Below are 19,747 nucleotides of genomic sequence, written 5' to 3' on the forward strand. Positions count from 1 at the left end.
ATCCGTTCGATTTTGTATGAATTTCCATACACATACTCTCGTCCAGTCGTCTATCCTTTCGATTTTGTATGATTTTTCATACACATACTCTCACCAGTCGTCTATCCGTTCGATTTTGTATGATTTTTCATACACATACTCTCCCCCAGTTATCAGTCGGTCGACTCGTTCGCGGCACATTCTCGGTTGCTCGTCGATTGTGCCGCTGTACTAAAAAAAGACCTCAACTCCCACTTTGCAGTGGAAATTGAGGTCTTCTCATGCGAACACGGATGTTCCCATATCATGAGAAACTTTTGGGACACCCCCAATCGGGAGCCTATATTCACAATTTATCTCTGAAATGGTGCTTAAGCCTGAGCTCTCCCGGCGTAACTCCGTAATATTTTTTGAAGCATTTGAAGAAGTACGTCGTGCTGGAGAAGCCCACCTTCAAGGCGATCTGATCGATCGTATCGTCCGTGTTGCCCAGAAGCTCCTTCGCTTTCTCCATCCGAACGCGGTTCGTATAGCCGTTGATCGTCTCCGGCGTGTGTTGCTTGAATAATCGGCTCAGGTGGGTAGGAGACATCTTGATCATATTCGCGAAATATTCGACGGAAAGATCGGGGTTCATATAGTCCGTATGAATAAGCTCGACGATTTTATGGATCAAAATATCGCTGTTCGTATTTTTTCTGCTTTTCAGCAGGGAATCGATTTTGTCCAAAAGCTCCAACACTTTTTCGTTCAATTCGTCCAATGTTTCAGAGCCGTCGTAGATTAATTTTACGAAGCTGGCGTGGAACGACAACATGCCGTTGCTCTGAATCGTCTCCACGGCCGAATCGATAGCGTACAAAAGTCTAGTCACATTCATCATAAAGACGGAATAGGGTTGACTATGCGAGTCTCGGATCGTATCCAGATAGGTGCTTTTGCATTCGTTGATTTTTCCCGACATGAGCTGTTCGATCAATGCTTTTTCCTGTTGATCGGGATACTCTAAGCGATTGCTTTTGAAGCCCGCGACTTCGCCCGTATCGATAATACAGCCGCGGCCGTAAATAAACGTGTGGAGCGACGCCTCCAGCAATTCATTGTAATGGGCGACAATCCCTTCATCCGATTGGGTTAGTGAGCCGATGACGATCGAAACTGAAATTTTCAAATACTCCTTAATGCTTTCTTGCGTCTCCGCCAAACTTTTCATCACTTTGATTCGGGTATCATCTTTCTCGGATTCCGCCGATACATCCAAAATCAACAGCACTTGCCCGTCATTCATTTTGACGGTTTCCATCGCGAATGTCCGGGAACAGACCTCCTCCGCCACATTCAACAGCGCATATTGTAGAAGTTGGCGATCTTTGTGACCGTAATTTTCGTAATGCTTCTTATATTCGTCGATTTTGAGCAGCACGAGCAGCACGTCTCCGTCGATCAAGTCGACTTTAATGCCGTATTCGTCGATTTTGTTTCGCAGCGTCTTCGGGTCCGCCTTATCCTGCTTGGACACCCACTCGCGCAGAAAATGCTGCTTAAGGGTATGCACCGATTCTTGGCTTTGCGATTCAAGCTTTCTGAGCCTGGACACGATTTTGTTGACCGGACGGTAAAACAACTGAAAAATAAGCAAAGAAACGAGCAATCCCGTTACAAGGATGATCAGCGAAGTCAGCATCGTGTTCGTACGCAGCTTATCTACTTTCGCTATGATTTGACGATAAGGCGTTTCCTGAATGTATACCCAATCGCACGAGCTCAAATGAAGGTAAGCGACGACCGACTTCGTCCCGCCTGCTTCGCCGATGATGTAGCCGTCCTTGGCTCCGTCGGAACGAATACTTCTCATGAACGGCTCCCCGGACATTTCCTTCATAAAGGGGTATTCGGGATTGCCTGAAACGACTCTCCCTTCGGCATCCAAAATGTACATCTTATTCCCGTCTTCGCCGCTCTTTCCGTTCATCGTCCGGTCGACCCAGTCCGAGGAAACGTTGATGACGACAGCGTAGTCGGGTCTCTTGACCGATTCGTAGGCGCCGAAATACATAAAGCTATATACGATATCTGGGTCGTGCTTCTGCGAGGGATCGTTGATGACTCTCGGAACGGGATTGAGATTCTGATAGTTGGCGTAATTATCGATGACATGCCTGTCGTAAAAAACGTCAGCATCGTTTATCGCGTTGCTGACTTTGCTTGAGCTGACGTAAAACGTGCTCGCAGGACCGTTAAACACATAGATGGAATCGATATACGGATGGATGGCCCTGTAGTAGTCCAATTGCGCAAGCGCTGCCCTGACGTCCGAATTTTCGGACCCTGCCGCGTAAGTCAGCTTGGAGATAAGAGCATCGTTGTATATTCTTAAACTCGTCTGACTCGCGCTTTCCACGAGGTTATCGGTATTCTGGCCGGCCAACTGCAAGTCTTTGGACATCATCGTATACGTCTGCTGCATAATGATGTTTACGAAATACTGATATAAAATCGTTGTGAGCGCGACGATCGTGATGACGACTGACAGGATGACGGATAAAAACACCCTCGTAAACAGTCTCTTCTTCATGTATTTCTCGTGAATAGTTTCTCCTCTAATGAAGTCCAACCGAAGTCCCCCTAGTCGTGGAAAACCAATCACTCATTTCATCATAATTCACCCGGCGACCAACCGACAATCATATTCGTCTTCCCTTCACGCAAGGCACTCCGAACTTGGTCTCTCGCCGCCCGCCGGCATCCGATCCGTCACCGATCGGAATCCAGACGACGGCTTCGTCTGAGCGTCTGTCTCCTTCGACACTCACCCGGTAGTCGTCTTGCACGGCTCCGACTTTGAATGTTCTTCTCGTGCGTTCCCAATCGTTGATCATCCTGCTCGTCCAGAACACGAAACCCATTTCCCGCGACTCTCTTACGACCCCGCGAAGGGCATCGGCCACAGCTTCCTTCGTCACGTGTGCCTGATGGAACAGAAAGTGCGCCACTCCTTCTCTGCGGTACACCTGCTTGAGCAGCGGACGAACGATGCTGAAATCCGCCAACTGAGGCAAATCGATATCTTGCGAAAGAAAACTCAGCTCCAGCACATCATATAATCGATTGCGTTCGAAGCTCCAAGCCGTTGGAAAATACGGATGACACGTTCCGAATAAGAAGCCGACATTCCCTCTCTTGCTCGGACCTCGCGTCTGATCGCAAGCGATACCGGCTCTTTCGCACCACTCGAACAATTCTCCCCATCCCTCGAACAAGGTGTAATGATTTTTATTGGAGACTACTTCAGCGAGTCCGGCGGTTTGCTTCAAATGCGCCAGCTGGCGTTCGAACTCCCGTTCGTCCCACCAGCCTCCGTCCCATTCCAGCGCGTTATAGTGAAAGGCGAGCTCGTGACCATCCGCTTTTACTTGCTCGTAGATTCGCTCGCCATATCCGGGTTCAATCATGCACCAAGTCGATTGGATCCGGCAATCCTTGAGCACCTCGAGCATCTTCTGGGCGTTCGGCTCCTCGTTCCCATCGCTATCGTGCGAGATTATGGCTACCGCCGCCACGCCTTCCGGCCAGTAGCCGACGAACGGAAGCGTATACCCCGTTTCGACGACTCTCTTCAGCAGATGGGAAACGGCGGTCTCCCTCCATATATCGGCATAAGGGTAGGCGAAATACGGGGCTCCCGTTTCCGTGACGGCGCGATCCGTCACCCAGTCCATCTCGCATCGATCGTCCGCCTTCAGCAAGCCTTCCTGAATATTCGCGGATTGATCCAGCGGAGGAATGCCGTCTTCGACGACAGGTCCCGTGCCTTGCTGCATTCCGACCACCGTATAAGGGATGTTCACCGCCCAGCGATCGATCCAGCCGCTGCCGACAGCGAAACGATGCAGCGCTGCTCCCGAGGTGGCCGAGTTCGGCTGATCCGCATGCAACGTTCCGATCGCTTCAATCCCTTCACGGTTTTTACTGGAAACATACCAGGGCCTGGCTTGCAGGAAACGAAGATCGCTGACTTCCGGGTCGGGATTCCAATCTGCGAGCTTCGCGTAGCCAATCGAAAGCGAACGCTTCTCGTAACATCCTAATCTTTCCTTCATTGCATTCAAACCGCCGTAGGAGATGACAATTCCGCCCTCTTGCGCGAAACGCCACAGCGATTCCGAAGTAGCTTCCGATTCGTCCGCAAGTGCAACGATGGCGACATCGAACCGTCCTTTATCAATTTCATGCGACTCGTGTGCCCATTCGAATGCGATCCCCGCATGGGACAACATTTCGCCGATATAACTCTCGAACACGTTTAATCCGTTTTTCCAATATCTCTGGGCATGCTTTGCGTCTAGCAATACGGCAACCTTGGCAATTTTCATAGCGAAAGATTCCTTTCCAACATCGTATGTGATCTCATCGTTTCATCGTTTGCTATAGTACAGCGCCACTTTGCGAACGCCGGTTATAATATCCTCAATATCGCGCTCGGAATAGAACTCGCTTATCCCGATAGAGACAGACGTTTGCAGCACTTGTTCCGCGATCGGGCATAAGCCTCTCTCGTATGTCGTCCCGTTCAGATCGAACGGGAAGTGACTGCCGGGATAGGCGGTTCTGTTCTGGAACAGCCTGGTCATATACACGACGTCGGGAATATAGCCCGGCATATTCGGAATTCCTTCCGCATCCAATGCCTGGCAAAACTCCGCTCTCGTGCAGGTTAACTCTTCCCCGTTCAAACGCAGCATGTAGGAAAAATACGTGCTCGCGCAGCCTTCCTGTACTTTGGGAACGGCTATGCCCGGAACGCCCGACAGTCCCTCCGAAATTCGGTCTCCATGGCGCGTTCTGGTCTCGCAAATCCAGCGCAGCTTCTTCAATTGCGCGACGCCTACAGCCCCTTGCAGTTCGGTCATTCGGTAATTGGGCGCCAGCATCTCCACGTCCCGGTACGTTTCTCCCCTGTCTCTCCGGTAGTTTTTGTCCGCGAAGGCGTGCGTGAAGTGATAATCTTCTTCATCCTCCGAATTGATCGTCACGATGCCGCCGTCTCCGGTCGAAATATGCTTGAAATCGTTCGTGCTGAAGCAGCCGTAATCGCCGATCGTTCCGACATACTTCCCTTTATATTGCGATAAGTAGCTTTGGGCGCAGTCCTCGATTACTTTTATCCGATGCTTTTTGGCCACGGCCATGATCGCATCCATATCGGCGGGATTGCCCGCAAGGTGCACGACGACGATCGCTTTCGTTCTTTCCGTTATTTTGGCTTCGATAGAGGTCGGGTCCATATTGTACGTATGCGGATCTACATCAGCGAACACGGGAATCGCGTTCTGGTACAAAATGCCGATCAATGTGCCTTGATCCGTAATCGGGCTCGTAATGACCTCGTCGCCTACAGTGACGCCCGCAGCTCCGAGCGCAACATGAATGGCGGCCGTGCCGGATGAAGTCGCAACGCTGTATTTGGTACCGTATATTTTGTTAAAATCGGACAGGAATGCGTTGACTTTGCCGCCGAAGTAGTAGAACAACGTGTTTTGCTCCAGGGCTTCCAGCAGTTCCTTCGCTTCCTCTTCGCCGAACCGTTTGCCGCTTCCGAACGGCTCGGTGCGGGTAGGACGCCCGCCGTGTAAGGCCAGTAATTCCATTCGGGTTTGCACTTCCTTTCTTTAATTGAGTCAGCTCCAAATATAATCAAACCCGGACCGAATTGAATACTCAAAATAACTTACATAAGTAAACTTTACAGCCAATTTCGCTGATGAAGCCGATTAATATGACATAAGGTGACATATTGGAGGTCTACAATAAGGAGTAGATCAACGAAGGGAGCAATCAATCATGAAACGAAAAATCATTTTGGATTTAGCGGTTACTTTGGATGGTTTTATTGAAGGGAAAAATGGGGAAGTGGATTGGTGCATTATGGATCCTGAGATGGGGTTTACTGAATTCCTAAATCAAATTGATACGATTTTATATGGAAGAAAAAGCTATGATCAATGGGGACAATTCCCCCCGGAAATTGATTCTGCCGATTCTGAAAAGGAATTTTGGGAACTGGTTCATAGTAAAGAGAAATATGTGTTCTCCAGGACGCAAAAAGCGACTGATCATAAAGCAGTATTCATAAACGATCGTATTCTCGAAGAAGTAAACAAAATCAAGAATAAGCCTGGTAAAGACATTTGGCTATATGGCGGAGCAAGTCTGATTACCACTTTTGTCAACTTAGGACTTGTTGATGAATTTAGATTATCCGTTCATCCCGTTGTGTTGGGAGAAGGGAAACCGCTGTTCGTGGATATCAATCAGCGGTTGAATTTAAAACTGGTTCATACGAGGACGTTCTCCTCGGGCGTTGTACAACTCATTTATCATTTCGACGGGCCTGGTCTATGAACGTCGAACATATCATCATTAAAGGAGCACGCGAGAATAACCTGAAAAACGTGAATGTCCGTATCCCGAAGCGGAAAATCACCATTTTCACCGGCGTATCGGGCTCGGGAAAATCTTCCTTGGTCTTCGATACCGTAGCCGCAGAAGCACAGAGGCAGCTGAATGAGACTTTTACCGCATTCGTCCGCAATCGGCTGCCCCGGTTTAATCAGCCGGACACCGATCTTATCGAGAACTTGTCTACGGCGGTTGTGATTGACCAGAAACGGCTCGGCGGCAACTCCCGTTCGACGGTCGGTACAATCACGGATATTTATGCGATGCTCCGCTTGCTTTTCTCCAGAATCGGCAAGCCCTATGCAGGCCCTTCGCACTTTTTCTCGTTTAACGAACCGGCCGGTATGTGTCCGGAATGCTCCGGAGTCGGACAGGTCGTGCAGTTCGACGTGAACAAGCTGCTAGACAGGTCCAAGTCGCTGAACGAAGGCGCAATCCTGTTCCCCGTATTTAAAGTGGGAAGCTGGTATTTGAATTCGTATACTTATTCCGGCTTGTTCGACAACGACAAGCGGCTTGCCGACTATACGTCGGCAGAATGGGATACGCTCCTCTACGGCAAAGAAAGCAAGATCGTGTACCGCACCAAGGGCGGCGATATCGAATCGGATTATGAAGGTCTGCTACCCAAGCTCACTCGCTTGTACTTAAAGCGGGACAGCAGCGAGATGACGGAGGCCAAACGCGAAACCCTTGACCGCTTTCTATCCTATAACGAGTGTAGCCTTTGCGAAGGAAGTCGGCTTAATCAGGCGGCCTTGGACTGCCGGATTAACGAATACAACATTGCTGAGTGCGCAGCGATGGAGATCGGCGAGCTCATACGTATGATTGAAGCCATACGGGATCCCGTTGCCGGCCCGATGATCGACGGAATTCTGATCCGGTTGAACCACCTGGTGTCTATTGGGTTGGAGTATCTGAGCTTGAACCGTCAAACCGCAACCTTGTCGGGCGGGGAGTCGCAGCGCATCAAGATGATCCGTCATCTGAGCAGCAGTCTCACCGATATGATCTACATTTTCGATGAACCGAGCGTCGGATTACATCCGCGGGATGTCCATCGTCTGAACGACATGCTGTGCCAGCTTCGAGACAAAGGGAATACCGTACTTGTCGTCGAGCATGACCGTGAAGTGATGGAGATCGCCGATTATATTATCGATGTCGGACCTCATGCGGGAACCCGCGGCGGAGAAATCGTCTACGAAGGCGACTTTACGGGCTTGCTCTGCGCGGATACGTTGACGGGACGGTACTTGAAGCAAAAATTACCCTTGAAAACTTCAACCAGGGTGCCCAAGGGACGGATGAACGTAGCCGGCGTCAGCCTGCACAATCTGAAGGATGTGACAGTCGACATTCCCGTCGGTGTGTTGACCGTGGTAACGGGAGTAGCCGGCTCGGGCAAAAGTACGCTCATTAACGGAGCATTCCTGCCGTCCAATCCGGAAGCGATTGTCATTGATCAATCGGCAGTCGGCACGTCCATCCGCTCCAATCCGGCCACCTACACGGGGATGATGGACGAGATCCGCCGGCAGTTCGCAGCAGCCAACAAGGTGAGCGCCTCCCTGTTCAGCTTCAACTCCAAGGGAGCTTGTTCCAACTGTCAGGGGCTTGGGATGATCTACATGGATTTGGCCTTTCTCGAGCCGGTCAGGACGACTTGCGAAGTATGCGCGGGTAAGCGATTCAGCGATGAAGTGCTTCAGTATAAACTGAACGGAAAATCCATCAGCGATGTCCTCGCTATGACGGTACGGGAAGCTTCGGCGTTCTTCAGCGGGAAGGAGCTGCTCCGTCAATTGCAGACCTTGGAGGATGTGGGACTCGGATACGTTACGCTGGGCCAGCCTCTGAGCACCTTGTCGGGCGGGGAATGCCAACGCATCAAATTAGCCGGCGAGCTTCACAAGGAAGGCAGCCTCTATGTGATGGACGAGCCGACAACCGGACTGCATATGTCCGATATTTCTCGTCTGATGGACATGATGAACCGCTTGGTCGACGGGGGCAACACAGTGGTGGTCATCGAACACAATCTGGATGTGATCAAAAGCGCAGACTGGATCATTGACATAGGTCCCGAGGGCGGCCACCGGGGCGGCCGCATTGTTTTCGAAGGTACCCCGGCCCAGCTTGCTTCTTCCGAGCATTCGATAACGGGGGCGTATTTGCGCAAGGCAGAAACCTGACGGGGAGCGTCTTTTTATTGACCTAACGTTCCCATCGGTTCCCATCAGCGTCGATACGCGCGCATCGCAAACATATAAGCCACAATCATAATTCCGACGCACCAAGCAAGCGCGATCCATATATCATTGCCCACAGGCTGGTCTGACAACAGCGCGCGGATCGTTTCCACGATCGAAGTTACCGGTTGGTTATCGGCAAAAGCACGAACGACCTTCGGCATCGAATCGGTCGGCACGAAAGCCGAGCTGATAAACGGCAGGAAGATCAGCGGGTAGGAAAACGCGCTTGCGCCTTCTATCGTTTTGCCGGTCAATCCGGCAATCGCCGCGACCCAAGTTAAAGCCAGCGTAAACAGCACAAGTATACCGGCAACGGCGAGCCATGGCAGGACTCCTGCCGACGAACGAAAGCCCATCGCGAGCGCTACGAGAATGATGACGACAAGAGAAATGACGTTGGATACCACCGAGGTCAACACGTGTCCCCACAGCACGGCGGATCGCGCAATCGGCATCGAGTGGAACCGCTCAATGATGCCCCGTTGCTTATCCATAAACAGACGGTAGGCCGTATAGGATATACCGCTTGCTATCGCAATCAATAGGATGCCGGGCAACAAATAGTTCACATAGTTATCCGTACTCCCGGTCTGGATCGCGCCGCCAAGCACATAGACGAACAGCAGCATCATCGCAATCGGAGTGATGCACACCGTGATGATCGTGTCCATGCTGCGGAAAATATGACGCATGGAACGTCCAAGCATAACGCTCATGTCGCTAAAAAAGTGATTCTTTACCGTCTCCATATTAAATGGCCTCCTTCTTGCCGACGATTGCGAGGAAGATGTCCTCTAACGACGGCTGTTTCTCCACATACTCGACCTTCGCTTGCGGGAATAGCTTTTTCAGCTCCGAGAGCGTTCCATTCGCGATAATTCTACCTTCGTGGAGTATGGCGATTCGGTCGGCGAGCTGCTCAGCCTCATCCAAATACTGAGTGGTTAGAAATATCGTCGTGCCGCTGCTCGCAAGCTCCTTGACGGTTTTCCAAACCTCGATGCGAGCTTCGGGATCAAGCCCGGTAGTCGGCTCGTCGAGGAAAATGATCTGCGGTTTGCCCACAAGACTTAAAGCGATATCGAGCCTGCGGCGCATACCGCCCGAATAAGTCGATGCCTTTCGGTCCGCGGCATCTGTCAGGCCAAAGCGCGTAAGCATATCGTCAGCAACCTGACGCGGATTGGGAAGGTGCCGCAGCTTGGCGATCAAAATCAGATTCTCCCGCCCGGTCAATATCTCGTCAACTGCGGCAAATTGTCCGGTCAAACTGATTGACTGCCGCACATGGCCCGGCTTTGACGCTACATCGAATCCATTGACGGTGGCGACTCCGTCGTCATGCTTGAGCAGCGTGGTGAGGATTTTGACAACCGTTGTCTTACCCGCTCCGTTGGAGCCGAGAAGGGCGAAAATACTGCCTTTTTCCACCTCGAAATCCACGCCTTTCAGCACATGAAGCTGTTTGTAGGACTTCTGCAGCCTTTTCACTTGAATCGCTTTTTCCATCCCGATCGTCCCCTTTACTTTGATTTATTTGCAGCCTTTTTGATGGCCTTGTAAACCTCTTGGTCAACGGATTCTTGATAGCTGTCAGCGTAGGTTTTAGAATCTTGGATGAGATCGTCGCAGAAAGCCGCTACGTCGCTGCCCGTAACCTGGAGCACGCCTTTCCCCGCGGCCGCGCCTTCTTCAAAAAGATCGACAATCCCCGAGAGCAACCCCGTCCCCCCCGTCCCTTCGGTTAACTCGGCAGGGCCGACCTTAAAGAAATATTTTTGCATCTCTTTATACACAATCTGATAATCTTGCGGGAGTGCTTTGACACGCGCCATGTGCGCTCGCCATTCTTTTTTGCCTTCGATGATATCCCGAATTTTCATTTTATTTCCCTCCTTATTTACCTAATTTTTTTGCGATATTATCGTTGAGTTGCTTGCGCCACTTGTCGCGAACGGACATAGCGCCTTCTTCGCCGGCCAGCGCTGAAACGAAGCCTTTGATATCGTCGCCCAAAACCTCTTGGACACTCTGACCGTCCGCCGCCGATACTTCCAGCAGGCCAAGCACGCCATCAAGTATCGGCATGAGGTTGCGACCCGTGAAATTGGCATGACTCCAAAGATGAGTATTGATCTTTTCCCATGCCGCTTGATAATCAGCCGGCAGCTTTTTGGCTCGCGCTTCGAAAGCTTTGATTTCTTTATTCATGTCGCTGCCGGTGATTTTTTCCCAAAAATTCATTGTTGTCTCTCCTTTAGCTCGTTAATTTTCGAGGATACGAACTCCCACTTTTCCCAGAACCTCCGCAGTTCGTCGCGCCCCGCGTCGTTGATCGCGAAAAACTTGCGCGGCGGTCCCATGTCGGAAGGCTTCTTGGTGATCTCCACCAACTTGTTCTTTTCAAGCCGGATCAGGATGGTGTACACCGTTCCCTCTACAACATCCGTGAAGCCGAGGGCGTTCAGCTGCCGAGTGATTTCGTAGCCGTAGGTTTCTTGGCGGCTTATAATTTCAAGAACGCAGCCCTCAAGCGCCCCCTTGAGCATTTCCGTTAAGTTTTCCATTACAATCACCCTTCACTATTCTGTATGACAGGTATGCAGTGTTACTTACTACTGCTATAAAGTAACACGTAGTAGCTGATGTGTCAATAGCATTATGCCCCGGATTTTCTGAGGATGTCCAGATCATCGAAGCGGTTGACTATTCCGGAAGGCTTTTGCGGAAAATAGGTCAAACCATTCGAGGAGGTGCGCGATTGCGGATCATATTTCTAGGGACGAGCGCCGGGAGGCCGACGAAGGCGCGAAACGTGACTTCGGTCGCGCTCTTGCTCGATAAGCGGAATCGGTTCTGGCTTTTCGACGCGGGCGAAGGTACACAGCACCGGCTTCTCGGATCGAAGCTGAAGCTGAACAAATTGGACCGCATCTTCATCACCCATCTACATGGCGATCATCTGTACGGCTTGCCCGGTTTGCTCGCCAGTCGCTCCTATTTCGAAGGCGCCGGACCGTTGAAGCTGTATGGCCCACCGGGGATACGCGAATATGTCGAAAGCGCTTTTCGTCTAAGCGAAGCACATCTCGATTACGAGCTGGAAACGATCGAAGCGGAACCCGGCATGCTGATCGAAGACGACCAATATACGGTAGAAGTTCGCGAACTTGAGCATCGGATTCGGTGCTTCGGGTACCGCGTGACGGAACGTCCGTCGCCCGGCCGGCTCGATTTGGCCGCGCTCGAGCGGCTTGGCGTTCCTTTTGGACCGCTGCTCGGCAAGCTGAAAAGAGGAGAAGACGTTCTTCTCGATAACGGGATGCTCGTTCGGTCTTCGGACGTAACCGGCGCTCCGATCAAAGGACGCGCGGTTGCCTTTCTCGGGGATACGACGCCTTGTGACGATGCGGTCGTATTGGGCAAGGAAGCGGATCTGCTAGTCCACGAAGCGACTTTCGCGCCGGGCATGGAAGAAAAGGCGCTTGCATACGGGCATTCTACCTTCCGCCAAGCCGCCGAAATCGCGGCGCAGGCGGGAGCGAAGCGACTCGTCGTCACCCACTTCAGCTCTCGTTTCGACGACGAGGAAGTCGAGCGGATGGTCGACGGTGCCAAGATCATTTTCCCGAATATCGAAGCCGCTCGCGAATATGCCGAGATCGAAGTCGCGAAGCCGAAATGACGGTATTCCAATGCATGAAACGATAACGTATCAGCCAACCTATAGACGATTGCCATTTTGTTGAGGAGGATGATTATCGTTGGGTTCCATTCGCGAAATCATGAGCACGGATCTGAAGACGGTTACCGCTAAAGAAACAATATTCGATATCGCCATGCTGATGAAAAACAACGATATCGGATTCGTGCCGGTCGTCGAAGGCAATAAGCTGAAAGGCGTCGTCACGGATCGAGATTTGGTCGTTCGAGGGTATGCGAACAAGCAATCGGATTCGGTCTCGGCTGCGGAAGTCATGTCCGACAACATCGCGGTAATATCGCCCGATACGAGCATCGATGATGCCGCGCAGCTGATGTTCGACCAGAAAGTTCGCCGGTTGCCCGTCGTGGAAAAAGGCGGATTGGTCGGCGTCGTCGCCCTGGCGGATTTGGCCGTTCGCAAACAATCGGACGAGCATGCCGGAAGAGCGCTTAGCGGAATATCCGAGAACGTGGACCATCGAAATTACGTTCAGTAAAGAGTACAAAAGAGAAGCCGGCGATTCGGCTTCTCTTTTTGTCAGTTTATGAATTACTTAATAACGACGTACTCCAAGTTAACCAGTTTCGCATAGGTTATGATTTGGTCCGTTGTCAGGCTTAAGGAGACGACGGTATGATGGCCTCCGCCATTCTCGATCCAGGCTTTTACCCCGTCTTGGAAGTTCGGTTTCACGTTCCACAGTACGCGAGCCACGGGAAGCTTAGGGGCCGGAACTGTCGGCTCGAATGCGACAACCTCGTTGATAAGCAACTTATAATGAGTACCGAAATCAGCCATGGATACGACGACGCCCTCGCCTGCTTTACCGTCGAATACGAGGCGTGCCGGATCTTCGCGACCGCCGATTCCGAGCGGGGAAACGACGATTCTCGGTTGGTTGCCAGCCAATGTAGGGTCTACCTCAAGCATGTGGGATTGGAGGATCGATTCTTGGCCGATCGCCATCTCATAAGTATAATCCTCCATAAAGCCGGTGTTTTGATTGCGGCTCATCACTTTCAGCAGACGATCGAGCGCTGCCGTCTTCCAGTCGCCCTCGCCGGCGAAACCGTAGCCTTGAGCCATCAGACGTTGAACGGCAAGCCCGGGCAATTGGTTCATTCCATGCAAATCTTCGAAGTTCGTGGTGAAGGCATTGTAGCCTTTCTCATCCAAGAAACGTTTGATGGCGATTTCGTAGCTTGCTTGCACTCTGACGCTGGCTTTCCAACTATCTTTGCTGTTGGTGCCATAATCAAATTCGTATAATTCCGCATATTCGTCCATCATATCGTCGATTTCGCGCTCTGTAACGGATTTCACGTATTGAACGAGATCTCCGATGCCATAATAATCCACGGTCCACCCGAATTGAATTTGAGCCTCTACCTTGTCCCCTTCCGTTACGCCAACGTGGCGCATATTGTCGCCGAAACGGGCCACCTTGATGTGGAAGCTTTCATTAAAGGCAACCGCAACGTCCATCCACTCGGCAATCCGTTGCCGCACCTCCGGGCGTTCCCAATAACCGACAACGATTTTATTTTGCTTCTTCAGCCGGGCATTGATGAAGCCGTATTCGCGGTCGCCGTGAGCGGCCTGGTTCAAGTTCATGAAGTCCATGTCGATCGTTGCCCATGGAATGCTTTCATTGAATTGGGTTACGAGGTGAAGCAAAGGCTTCTGCAGCAATTTCGTTCCGCGAATCCACATTTTTGCAGGCGAGAACGTATGCATCCATGTGATGACGCCCGCCACCTCGTCACGATAATTGACTTCTTTCATGATGCTTGTTATTTTATCCGCGCTTACCGCCAGATCCTGCAAGACGAGAGGATAGGGCAGCGCGCCACTGTTATTCAAGGCATCCGTCATCAGCTGCGCGTGCGCTTTGACTTCTGCTAACGCTTCTTCCCCGTATAGATGTTGCGAACCTACGACGAACCAAAACTCTTTAGCCGCTGTTGTCGACATCCGAATCATCCTTTCTGCCCGTAATAGGCATCTTGTCCATGCTTCCGAAGATAGTGTTTATCCAGAATGCCTGCCGGCAGCTCTTTGGCAAAATGATTTAATTGCCGCGCGTATAAATTCATTTTGCAAACCTCTTCAAGCACGACGCTGTTTACGACCGCCGACTGCACGTCTTTCCCCCAAGTGAACGGCGCATGCCCTTGGAGCAGGATAGCGGGGATCGCCATGATATTCAATCCGCGCTCCGCGAACGTTTCAATAATGACACGGCCTGTTTCCGCTTCGTATCCGCGATCAATCTCCGTTTGTCTCAAAAAACGAGCGCAGGGGATCGCCCCGTAGAAGGTGTCCGCATGCGTTGTTCCCATAACCGGAACGTCCAGTCCCGCCTGCGCCCAAATGGTTGCCCACGTAGAGTGCGTATGCACGATGCCGCCGATTTCCGGAAAATGTTTGTACAATACAGCATGGGTTGCCGTGTCGGAGGAGGGCCTTAATTCCCCTTCGACCACATGGCCCTCAAGGTCCACGACCACCATGTCGCCGGGTTTCAACTTTTCATAGCTGACTCCGCTCGGCTTGATTACGAAAAGACCGCTTTCCCGATCGATTGCACTGGCATTACCCCAAGTAAATTTCACGAGGCCTTGCTTCGGCAGCTCCAAATTGGCTTGATATACCTCATCTTTCAGCTGTTCCAGCAAGGCTAACCCCTCCTGTTCTCCAGCAGATGGTTTACAGCAGCATGTTCGATAGCCAGTCCTGCCCTGTAACGCTCTATGAATACTTCAAACCCTCTCACATCCGCAAGATCCGGTGCCATTGCTTGCCCTTCGACATCTTGAAAAACCTTCTGTTCGAGAAAATCTTCCAGACCTTCATCGTGATCCTTGTTGACCATGAACGAGGCCAGCAGCGCAATTCCCCACGCCCCGCCTTCACCGGCCGTGGACATCACGGAGATCGGTACGTTCAGCGCTGCAGCGACTATTTTTTGTCCGACGACAGGCGTCTTAAATAGGCCGCCATGAGCCATAATGCCATCAATGCTCACCGATTCGTTTTCGGTCAAAATATCCATGCCGAGCTTCAAAGCTCCGAAAGAAGTGAATAGATGTGTGCGCATGAAATTAGCCAGAGTAAAGCTGCTTTCGGGCGAGCGAACGAACAACGGCCGGCCCTGCTCAATGCCCGTAATATTCTCGCCCGAAAGATAGCCGTAGCTGAGCAACCCGCCGCAATCCGGGTCGGCTTGGAGCGCCTTATTCAGCAGCACGCCGAACAGCTTCCCTGAGTCCGCCGCGTAGCCCATCGCCTCGGAAAACTCGCGAAACAATCCCACCCAAGCATTGAGATCGCTGGAGCAGTTGTTGGCATGCACCATGCCGACAGGACTGCCGTTCGGCGTCGTGACGATATCGATCTCGGGATAGACCTTTGATAATTCTTTCTCCAGCACGATCATCGCAAAAACGGAGGTACCCACGGAAATGTTGCCCGTACGTTTCCTCACGCTATTCGTTGCAACCATGCCCGTCCCGGCATCCCCTTCCGGAGGGCATAGCGGAATACCGGGTTGCAGGTCCCCCGCCGGGTCAACAATCCGAGCTCCCGCTTCCGTCAATACGCCCGCTTGCTCTCCGGAGAGATAAACTTTAGGGAGAAGATCCTCAAGCTCCCACGGATAATGGTTGGCTGCGATTCGCTCATTGAATGCCTTGATCATCAGCGAATGGTAGTTATGGGTTGCCTCATCAATAGGGAACATACCCGAAGCATCCCCGATGCCAATCGCTTTATTGCCCGTCAGAAGCCAGTGAATATATCCGGACAGCGTCGTCAAGAAATCAATACGAGGGACATGCTCTTCCTGATTTAAAATGGCTTGGTACAAGTGTGCGATACTCCAGCGCTCGGGTATATTGAATTGGAAAAGGCCAGTCAGTTCCCTCGCTGCCGCGCCGGTTGTTGCATTGCGCCATGTTCGAAACGGGACCAGCAGCTTACCGGTGCTGTCGAATGCCATATAACCATGCATCATAGCGGAAAGCCCGATCGAACCCACGGTCCTGAGGGTAATGCCGTAATTTCGTTCCACTTCCTGTTTTAGTTCACTATAAGCGGATTGGAGGCCAGTAAAGATGTCCTCCTGGTTGTACGTCCAATATCCGTCTTTCAATCGATTTTCCCATTCATAGCTTCCGGAAGCGATGGTCTTAAAACAACGATCGATCAACACAGCTTTGATCCGCGTAGAACCGAATTCGATTCCTAGCGAAGTTTCCCCTCTGGTTATCGCTTCCATCATGATTTCATTCATGCTCACGCATCACCCCTGCCGCTCTTAATGATACCTAAGTATATTTATTTGTACGTACATATGTCAATTATTATTATATTTTATACGTACATATTATTGGATGAACATGTCGCGACACCGTAAAAGAGTTAGCCCTTAATGGCTCCGCTCGTAATCCCCTTGTAAACGGTTCGAATGACGCCCGATTTTCCGTTCAAATTCCGCACCCATACCCATTTGCTATCTCCTGACGCCACGCAGTCGAATGGAATATCGCTCCCGTTCCAGAATGCGCGATCGATCTCGGCATCGGATGGAAAAGGTCCTAGGCGGACGCTGATACGATCTGCCGGACGTTGCAATTCGAAGCTGAACGTATGCTCGCACACGTCTCCAAGTTCATCACGGTCGTAAACATAAGCTATCGTTTGCCTCCTTTGGCCGGTCAGCACCGGATATTCCGATATGGACATCTTCGTCCAGGAAGCCGGGTAGCGGGGAACGAGTCGCAAATGATCGGGATCGTTGTCATCGATGCCGAGGAGCAGGCGAACCGCCTTGGTGCTGCCCGCGACGTGCGAATCCTGGCCCATGTACCCGTTGACCGGCAAATAATACGCGCCGGAGCGATGCACGATAATCCCCTCCGGAGCAGCCCAACCTTCCATGTGCGGCAAATAGGCATGGGTTAGCATCAAATGCAAAAACCTTTCCGCATCCGTCATCCGGTCGAGTAGCAGCGCCGACTGAGTCATCATCCCTTGACCATACCCATACATTCGCAAACAGTTGTAATTTTCCGTTCTCATCAGATGCTTGTATGAATTCTCGCTGATCTCCAAAAAGATTCGATCCGTGGAGTCGCCGGCCGCCCAGTCTTCCAACGGCGTATACGAGTCGCCATCCGTGGCCAGTTGGATCGGCACGAGCTTATGCGCATGGTCCTGCCAATAGCAGTCCTCTTCCGTATGCCAGATCGGTCCGTCCTCCGATTGATCGACCAAATGAAGCAGGATGCCTTGGCGAAGCCGCTCGTACAGCTGCTTCCAGCGTTCCGCAAGCTCCGTCTTTCCGAGCTGCTCCGCCATCCGGACCGAAAGCTTGATCCCGTGCAGGCAGTTGTAAGACGAGTAAATGTCATACGAGCCGTGAGCGCATTCGCTTTCGGTGAATAGCGCGTCTTTGCGAACGCCCGGCCGGATCAGATCGTTCGCGAGCTGCCACTCGATCCAGTTCACCGCCGCTTCCGTGGCGGCGAAATGCCGCTCGTTCCAGTCCGCCGGTCTGCCCATCCAATGCCAGACCATGTAACGGCCCCACATGCAGATTCCGTGACCGTCGTTTTCCCGATTTCCCTTCTCGACCGTCCCTCCAACCTCAACCTCGTACGTCATGTACCACGATCGGCCTACGATCCTGTTCCAATGAGGCGGATTCGCTTCGGTAAACAAGGCATTGTCCAGCCAGTCGACATAAGAGCGGACGAACTTGTCGTAGCCGAACGCCAGCGACTCCCTCAACAGCTCTCCGACTCCGCGAGCCCAAGCTTCGCTGATCCCCGGCAGCTCCCCGGGCGACCGCTCCCGGTACAGCTTGAACCAATTATCCAGGCTGCCGAAGACCGGGTCGAACCCGAACCAGATGCCCATCCCGTAAATATAGTGAGGGATGGCCTTCCTTGCCGTGGAAGATGAACAGTCCGTTCCGTTGTCTGCGATATAAGCGGCGCATTCCGGGCCGTTGCGGTACAAAAAAGTGCTCGCGTACACCGAATCGGGCGTCCCCTCGAAACGGTAGCGCGGCCCGAAATATCCGTCCGGAACCAGCGGTTCATTCAGAACGGGAAGCTCGTCGACATACGTATACAACAGCTTTTGCAGCCGCTCGACCCGATCTTGCCAGTCGCCTGCTGCAATTCGCTCCAGACTGACAGCCTTCCGAACGCTCTTGACCGAACCGAAATCCGGCAGCGTCGGCAGCTCGGAGCAAAGCTCCGCGGTTTCCAAAGTAACGGCCGATACGACGGGATGACCGTAAAGCATCGGGTCACCTTTCAAGGAGATGGACGCCACTTCGCGCCCGCCCAAGTCGACGGAAAATACGAATCGGGCGTTAGAGCTTAAGGATCCCATGGCCCGAATGCCATCGACGAGAGCGACGGCTTCCTCGACGATTTCCCTTCCGTCTTCCCGGCCGCTGAACATTTTATCGCCAAGATGGCCGATATACTGCCCGTACATCCACCAATGCCAGAACATGTCCCACGCGCGGGAATACCAAATATTGAATCCGAATACGAGCGGAATGACGGACTCTTCTCCGTCCATCCAGCGAATCGAGATTTCCCCTGCCCTGTCTCCGACAAAGTGAGAGAATCCGTGATCTCCCTTCGGCGAAAACCATGACCCGTTCGCGATGTCGATACTGTGGATCATGCCGAGGAAATGGGCGGTTCCGACTTTCGCGCCGTGACACGGAAGCGTCATCCCGTCATTCCAAGGGTGCAAGCTTCCCCGATCCCCGGGGGAGTCCTTCAGCAGATCGTTGATCTCGAACTCGTTGAGCTCCGACATATGGAACGGGATACCTCTGACGATTGCCAGTTGCCCATCGGAAAACGGAGGAAGCGCTTGATACGCGCCTCCTCCGCTATTCCGACCGGCGTTCCCGATCAATCTCGTATACAACGGTCTTGAAGCGCACAGGGCAAGCGCGAGCTGCAATTCTCTCTCTGAACCTTGAGCCTCTTCCAGCTGGACAAGGGCGCGGTATCCTTCCCTTGCCCCCTCCATACGCTGAAAAGCCAACCGTACGGATAAGCCGTTAATGCATAGACCGTCGAAGCCGTCGAATTTCTGCTCGATCGCTTTGCCCAAGCGGCTGTCCTGATCCGGCCAGTAGACCAACTCCAGGGCGTGAATTCCCGCAGGAACTTGCAGCCTTTGGCGGAATTCGATTGTCTGTCCCTGCTCCACTTTCGGTTCCCTCGTCTGAATCCGGTCGGCCGGCAAAAAATCGGATTCCCAATTGCCTGTAACATCGATAGCCTTCATCGGCAACATTCCATTCCTG

General features: G+C 52.1%; 16 protein-coding genes. 4 read left to right on the forward strand and 12 right to left on the reverse strand.

What is annotated here, in order from left to right:
• Window positions 1–325: 325 nt before the first annotated feature.
• From ACFPOF_RS32805 to ACFPOF_RS32815, 3 genes are all read right to left on the reverse strand, one after another.
• Entirely contained in the window at window positions 326–2,593 is a 2,268-nt protein-coding gene (locus ACFPOF_RS32805) for an AraC family transcriptional regulator (RefSeq protein WP_378140286.1), read from the reverse strand.
• A 70-nt stretch (window positions 2,594–2,663) separates the two neighbouring features.
• Window positions 2,664–4,352: a polysaccharide deacetylase family protein gene (locus ACFPOF_RS32810; protein ID WP_378140288.1), complete on the reverse strand. Its 1,689-nt coding sequence runs from the start codon at window positions 4,350–4,352 to the stop codon at window positions 2,664–2,666.
• 42 nt (window positions 4,353–4,394) lie between these two features.
• Entirely contained in the window at window positions 4,395–5,627 is a 1,233-nt protein-coding gene (locus ACFPOF_RS32815; protein ID WP_378140290.1) for a DegT/DnrJ/EryC1/StrS family aminotransferase, read from the reverse strand.
• A gap of 193 nt (window positions 5,628–5,820) precedes the next feature.
• On the opposite strand from ACFPOF_RS32815, the gene ACFPOF_RS32820 reads away from it, so the two are divergent.
• Together ACFPOF_RS32820 and ACFPOF_RS32825 are read left to right on the forward strand one after the other, a co-directional pair.
• Complete coding sequence (locus ACFPOF_RS32820) at window positions 5,821–6,381, forward strand: dihydrofolate reductase family protein (RefSeq protein WP_378140291.1); 561 nt, start codon at window positions 5,821–5,823, stop codon at window positions 6,379–6,381.
• Window positions 6,378–8,636, forward strand: a complete 2,259-nt coding sequence (locus ACFPOF_RS32825) for an ATP-binding cassette domain-containing protein (protein ID WP_378140293.1) — start codon at window positions 6,378–6,380, stop codon at window positions 8,634–8,636. The genes ACFPOF_RS32820 and ACFPOF_RS32825 overlap by 4 nt, the downstream gene beginning before the upstream one ends.
• 44 nt (window positions 8,637–8,680) lie before the next feature.
• Here the strand turns inward: ACFPOF_RS32825 and ACFPOF_RS32830 are convergent, their stop codons facing one another.
• Genes ACFPOF_RS32830 through ACFPOF_RS32850 form a run of 5 tightly spaced genes read right to left on the reverse strand, consistent with a single transcriptional unit; the run spans window position 8,681 to window position 11,263 of the window.
• Window positions 8,681–9,445: an ABC transporter permease gene (locus ACFPOF_RS32830; protein WP_378140295.1), complete on the reverse strand. Its 765-nt coding sequence runs from the start codon at window positions 9,443–9,445 to the stop codon at window positions 8,681–8,683.
• Window position 9,446: 1 nt separating this feature from the next.
• Window positions 9,447–10,205: an ABC transporter ATP-binding protein gene (locus ACFPOF_RS32835; protein ID WP_378140297.1), complete on the reverse strand. Its 759-nt coding sequence runs from the start codon at window positions 10,203–10,205 to the stop codon at window positions 9,447–9,449.
• Between the two features lie 14 nt (window positions 10,206–10,219).
• Complete coding sequence (locus ACFPOF_RS32840) at window positions 10,220–10,579, reverse strand: DUF1048 domain-containing protein (protein WP_378140299.1); 360 nt, start codon at window positions 10,577–10,579, stop codon at window positions 10,220–10,222.
• Window positions 10,580–10,592: 13 nt separating this feature from the next.
• Window positions 10,593–10,940 (reverse strand): DUF1048 domain-containing protein, encoded by a 348-nt coding sequence (locus ACFPOF_RS32845; RefSeq protein WP_378140301.1) that lies wholly within the window; start codon window positions 10,938–10,940, stop codon window positions 10,593–10,595.
• Window positions 10,937–11,263: a PadR family transcriptional regulator gene (locus ACFPOF_RS32850; protein ID WP_378140303.1), complete on the reverse strand. Its 327-nt coding sequence runs from the start codon at window positions 11,261–11,263 to the stop codon at window positions 10,937–10,939. The genes ACFPOF_RS32845 and ACFPOF_RS32850 overlap by 4 nt, the downstream gene beginning before the upstream one ends.
• Window positions 11,264–11,457: 194 nt before the next feature.
• Between ACFPOF_RS32850 and rnz the strand changes: the two genes are divergently transcribed.
• On the forward strand, window positions 11,458–12,381 hold the full coding sequence (rnz, locus tag ACFPOF_RS32855) for a ribonuclease Z (protein WP_378140305.1): 924 nt from the start codon (window positions 11,458–11,460) through the stop codon (window positions 12,379–12,381).
• A gap of 79 nt (window positions 12,382–12,460) precedes the next feature.
• Entirely contained in the window at window positions 12,461–12,898 is a 438-nt protein-coding gene (locus ACFPOF_RS32860; protein WP_378140307.1) for a CBS domain-containing protein, read from the forward strand.
• A gap of 53 nt (window positions 12,899–12,951) precedes the next feature.
• Here the strand turns inward: ACFPOF_RS32860 and araA are convergent, their stop codons facing one another.
• The 4 genes from araA to ACFPOF_RS32880 all read right to left on the reverse strand — a co-directional run bounded on the left by araA (window position 12,952) and on the right by ACFPOF_RS32880 (window position 19,728).
• Window positions 12,952–14,376, reverse strand: a complete 1,425-nt coding sequence (araA, locus tag ACFPOF_RS32865; RefSeq protein WP_378140309.1) for an L-arabinose isomerase — start codon at window positions 14,374–14,376, stop codon at window positions 12,952–12,954.
• 5 nt (window positions 14,377–14,381) lie between these two features.
• Window positions 14,382–15,080 carry an L-ribulose-5-phosphate 4-epimerase gene (locus ACFPOF_RS32870; protein WP_378140311.1) on the reverse strand — a complete coding sequence of 233 codons (699 nt, stop codon included), beginning with the start codon at window positions 15,078–15,080 and terminating at the stop codon, window positions 14,382–14,384.
• 2 nt (window positions 15,081–15,082) lie between these two features.
• A complete protein-coding gene (locus ACFPOF_RS32875) occupies window positions 15,083–16,696 on the reverse strand; it encodes a xylulokinase (protein ID WP_378140312.1) in 1,614 nt (537 codons plus the stop codon).
• A gap of 128 nt (window positions 16,697–16,824) precedes the next feature.
• Window positions 16,825–19,728: a hypothetical protein gene (locus ACFPOF_RS32880; protein ID WP_378140314.1), complete on the reverse strand. Its 2,904-nt coding sequence runs from the start codon at window positions 19,726–19,728 to the stop codon at window positions 16,825–16,827.
• Between the last annotated feature and the right edge of the window lie 19 nt (window positions 19,729–19,747).

The organism is Cohnella soli, from assembly GCF_042655525.1.
Lineage (GTDB): Bacteria > Bacillota > Bacilli > Paenibacillales > Paenibacillaceae > Cohnella > Cohnella soli.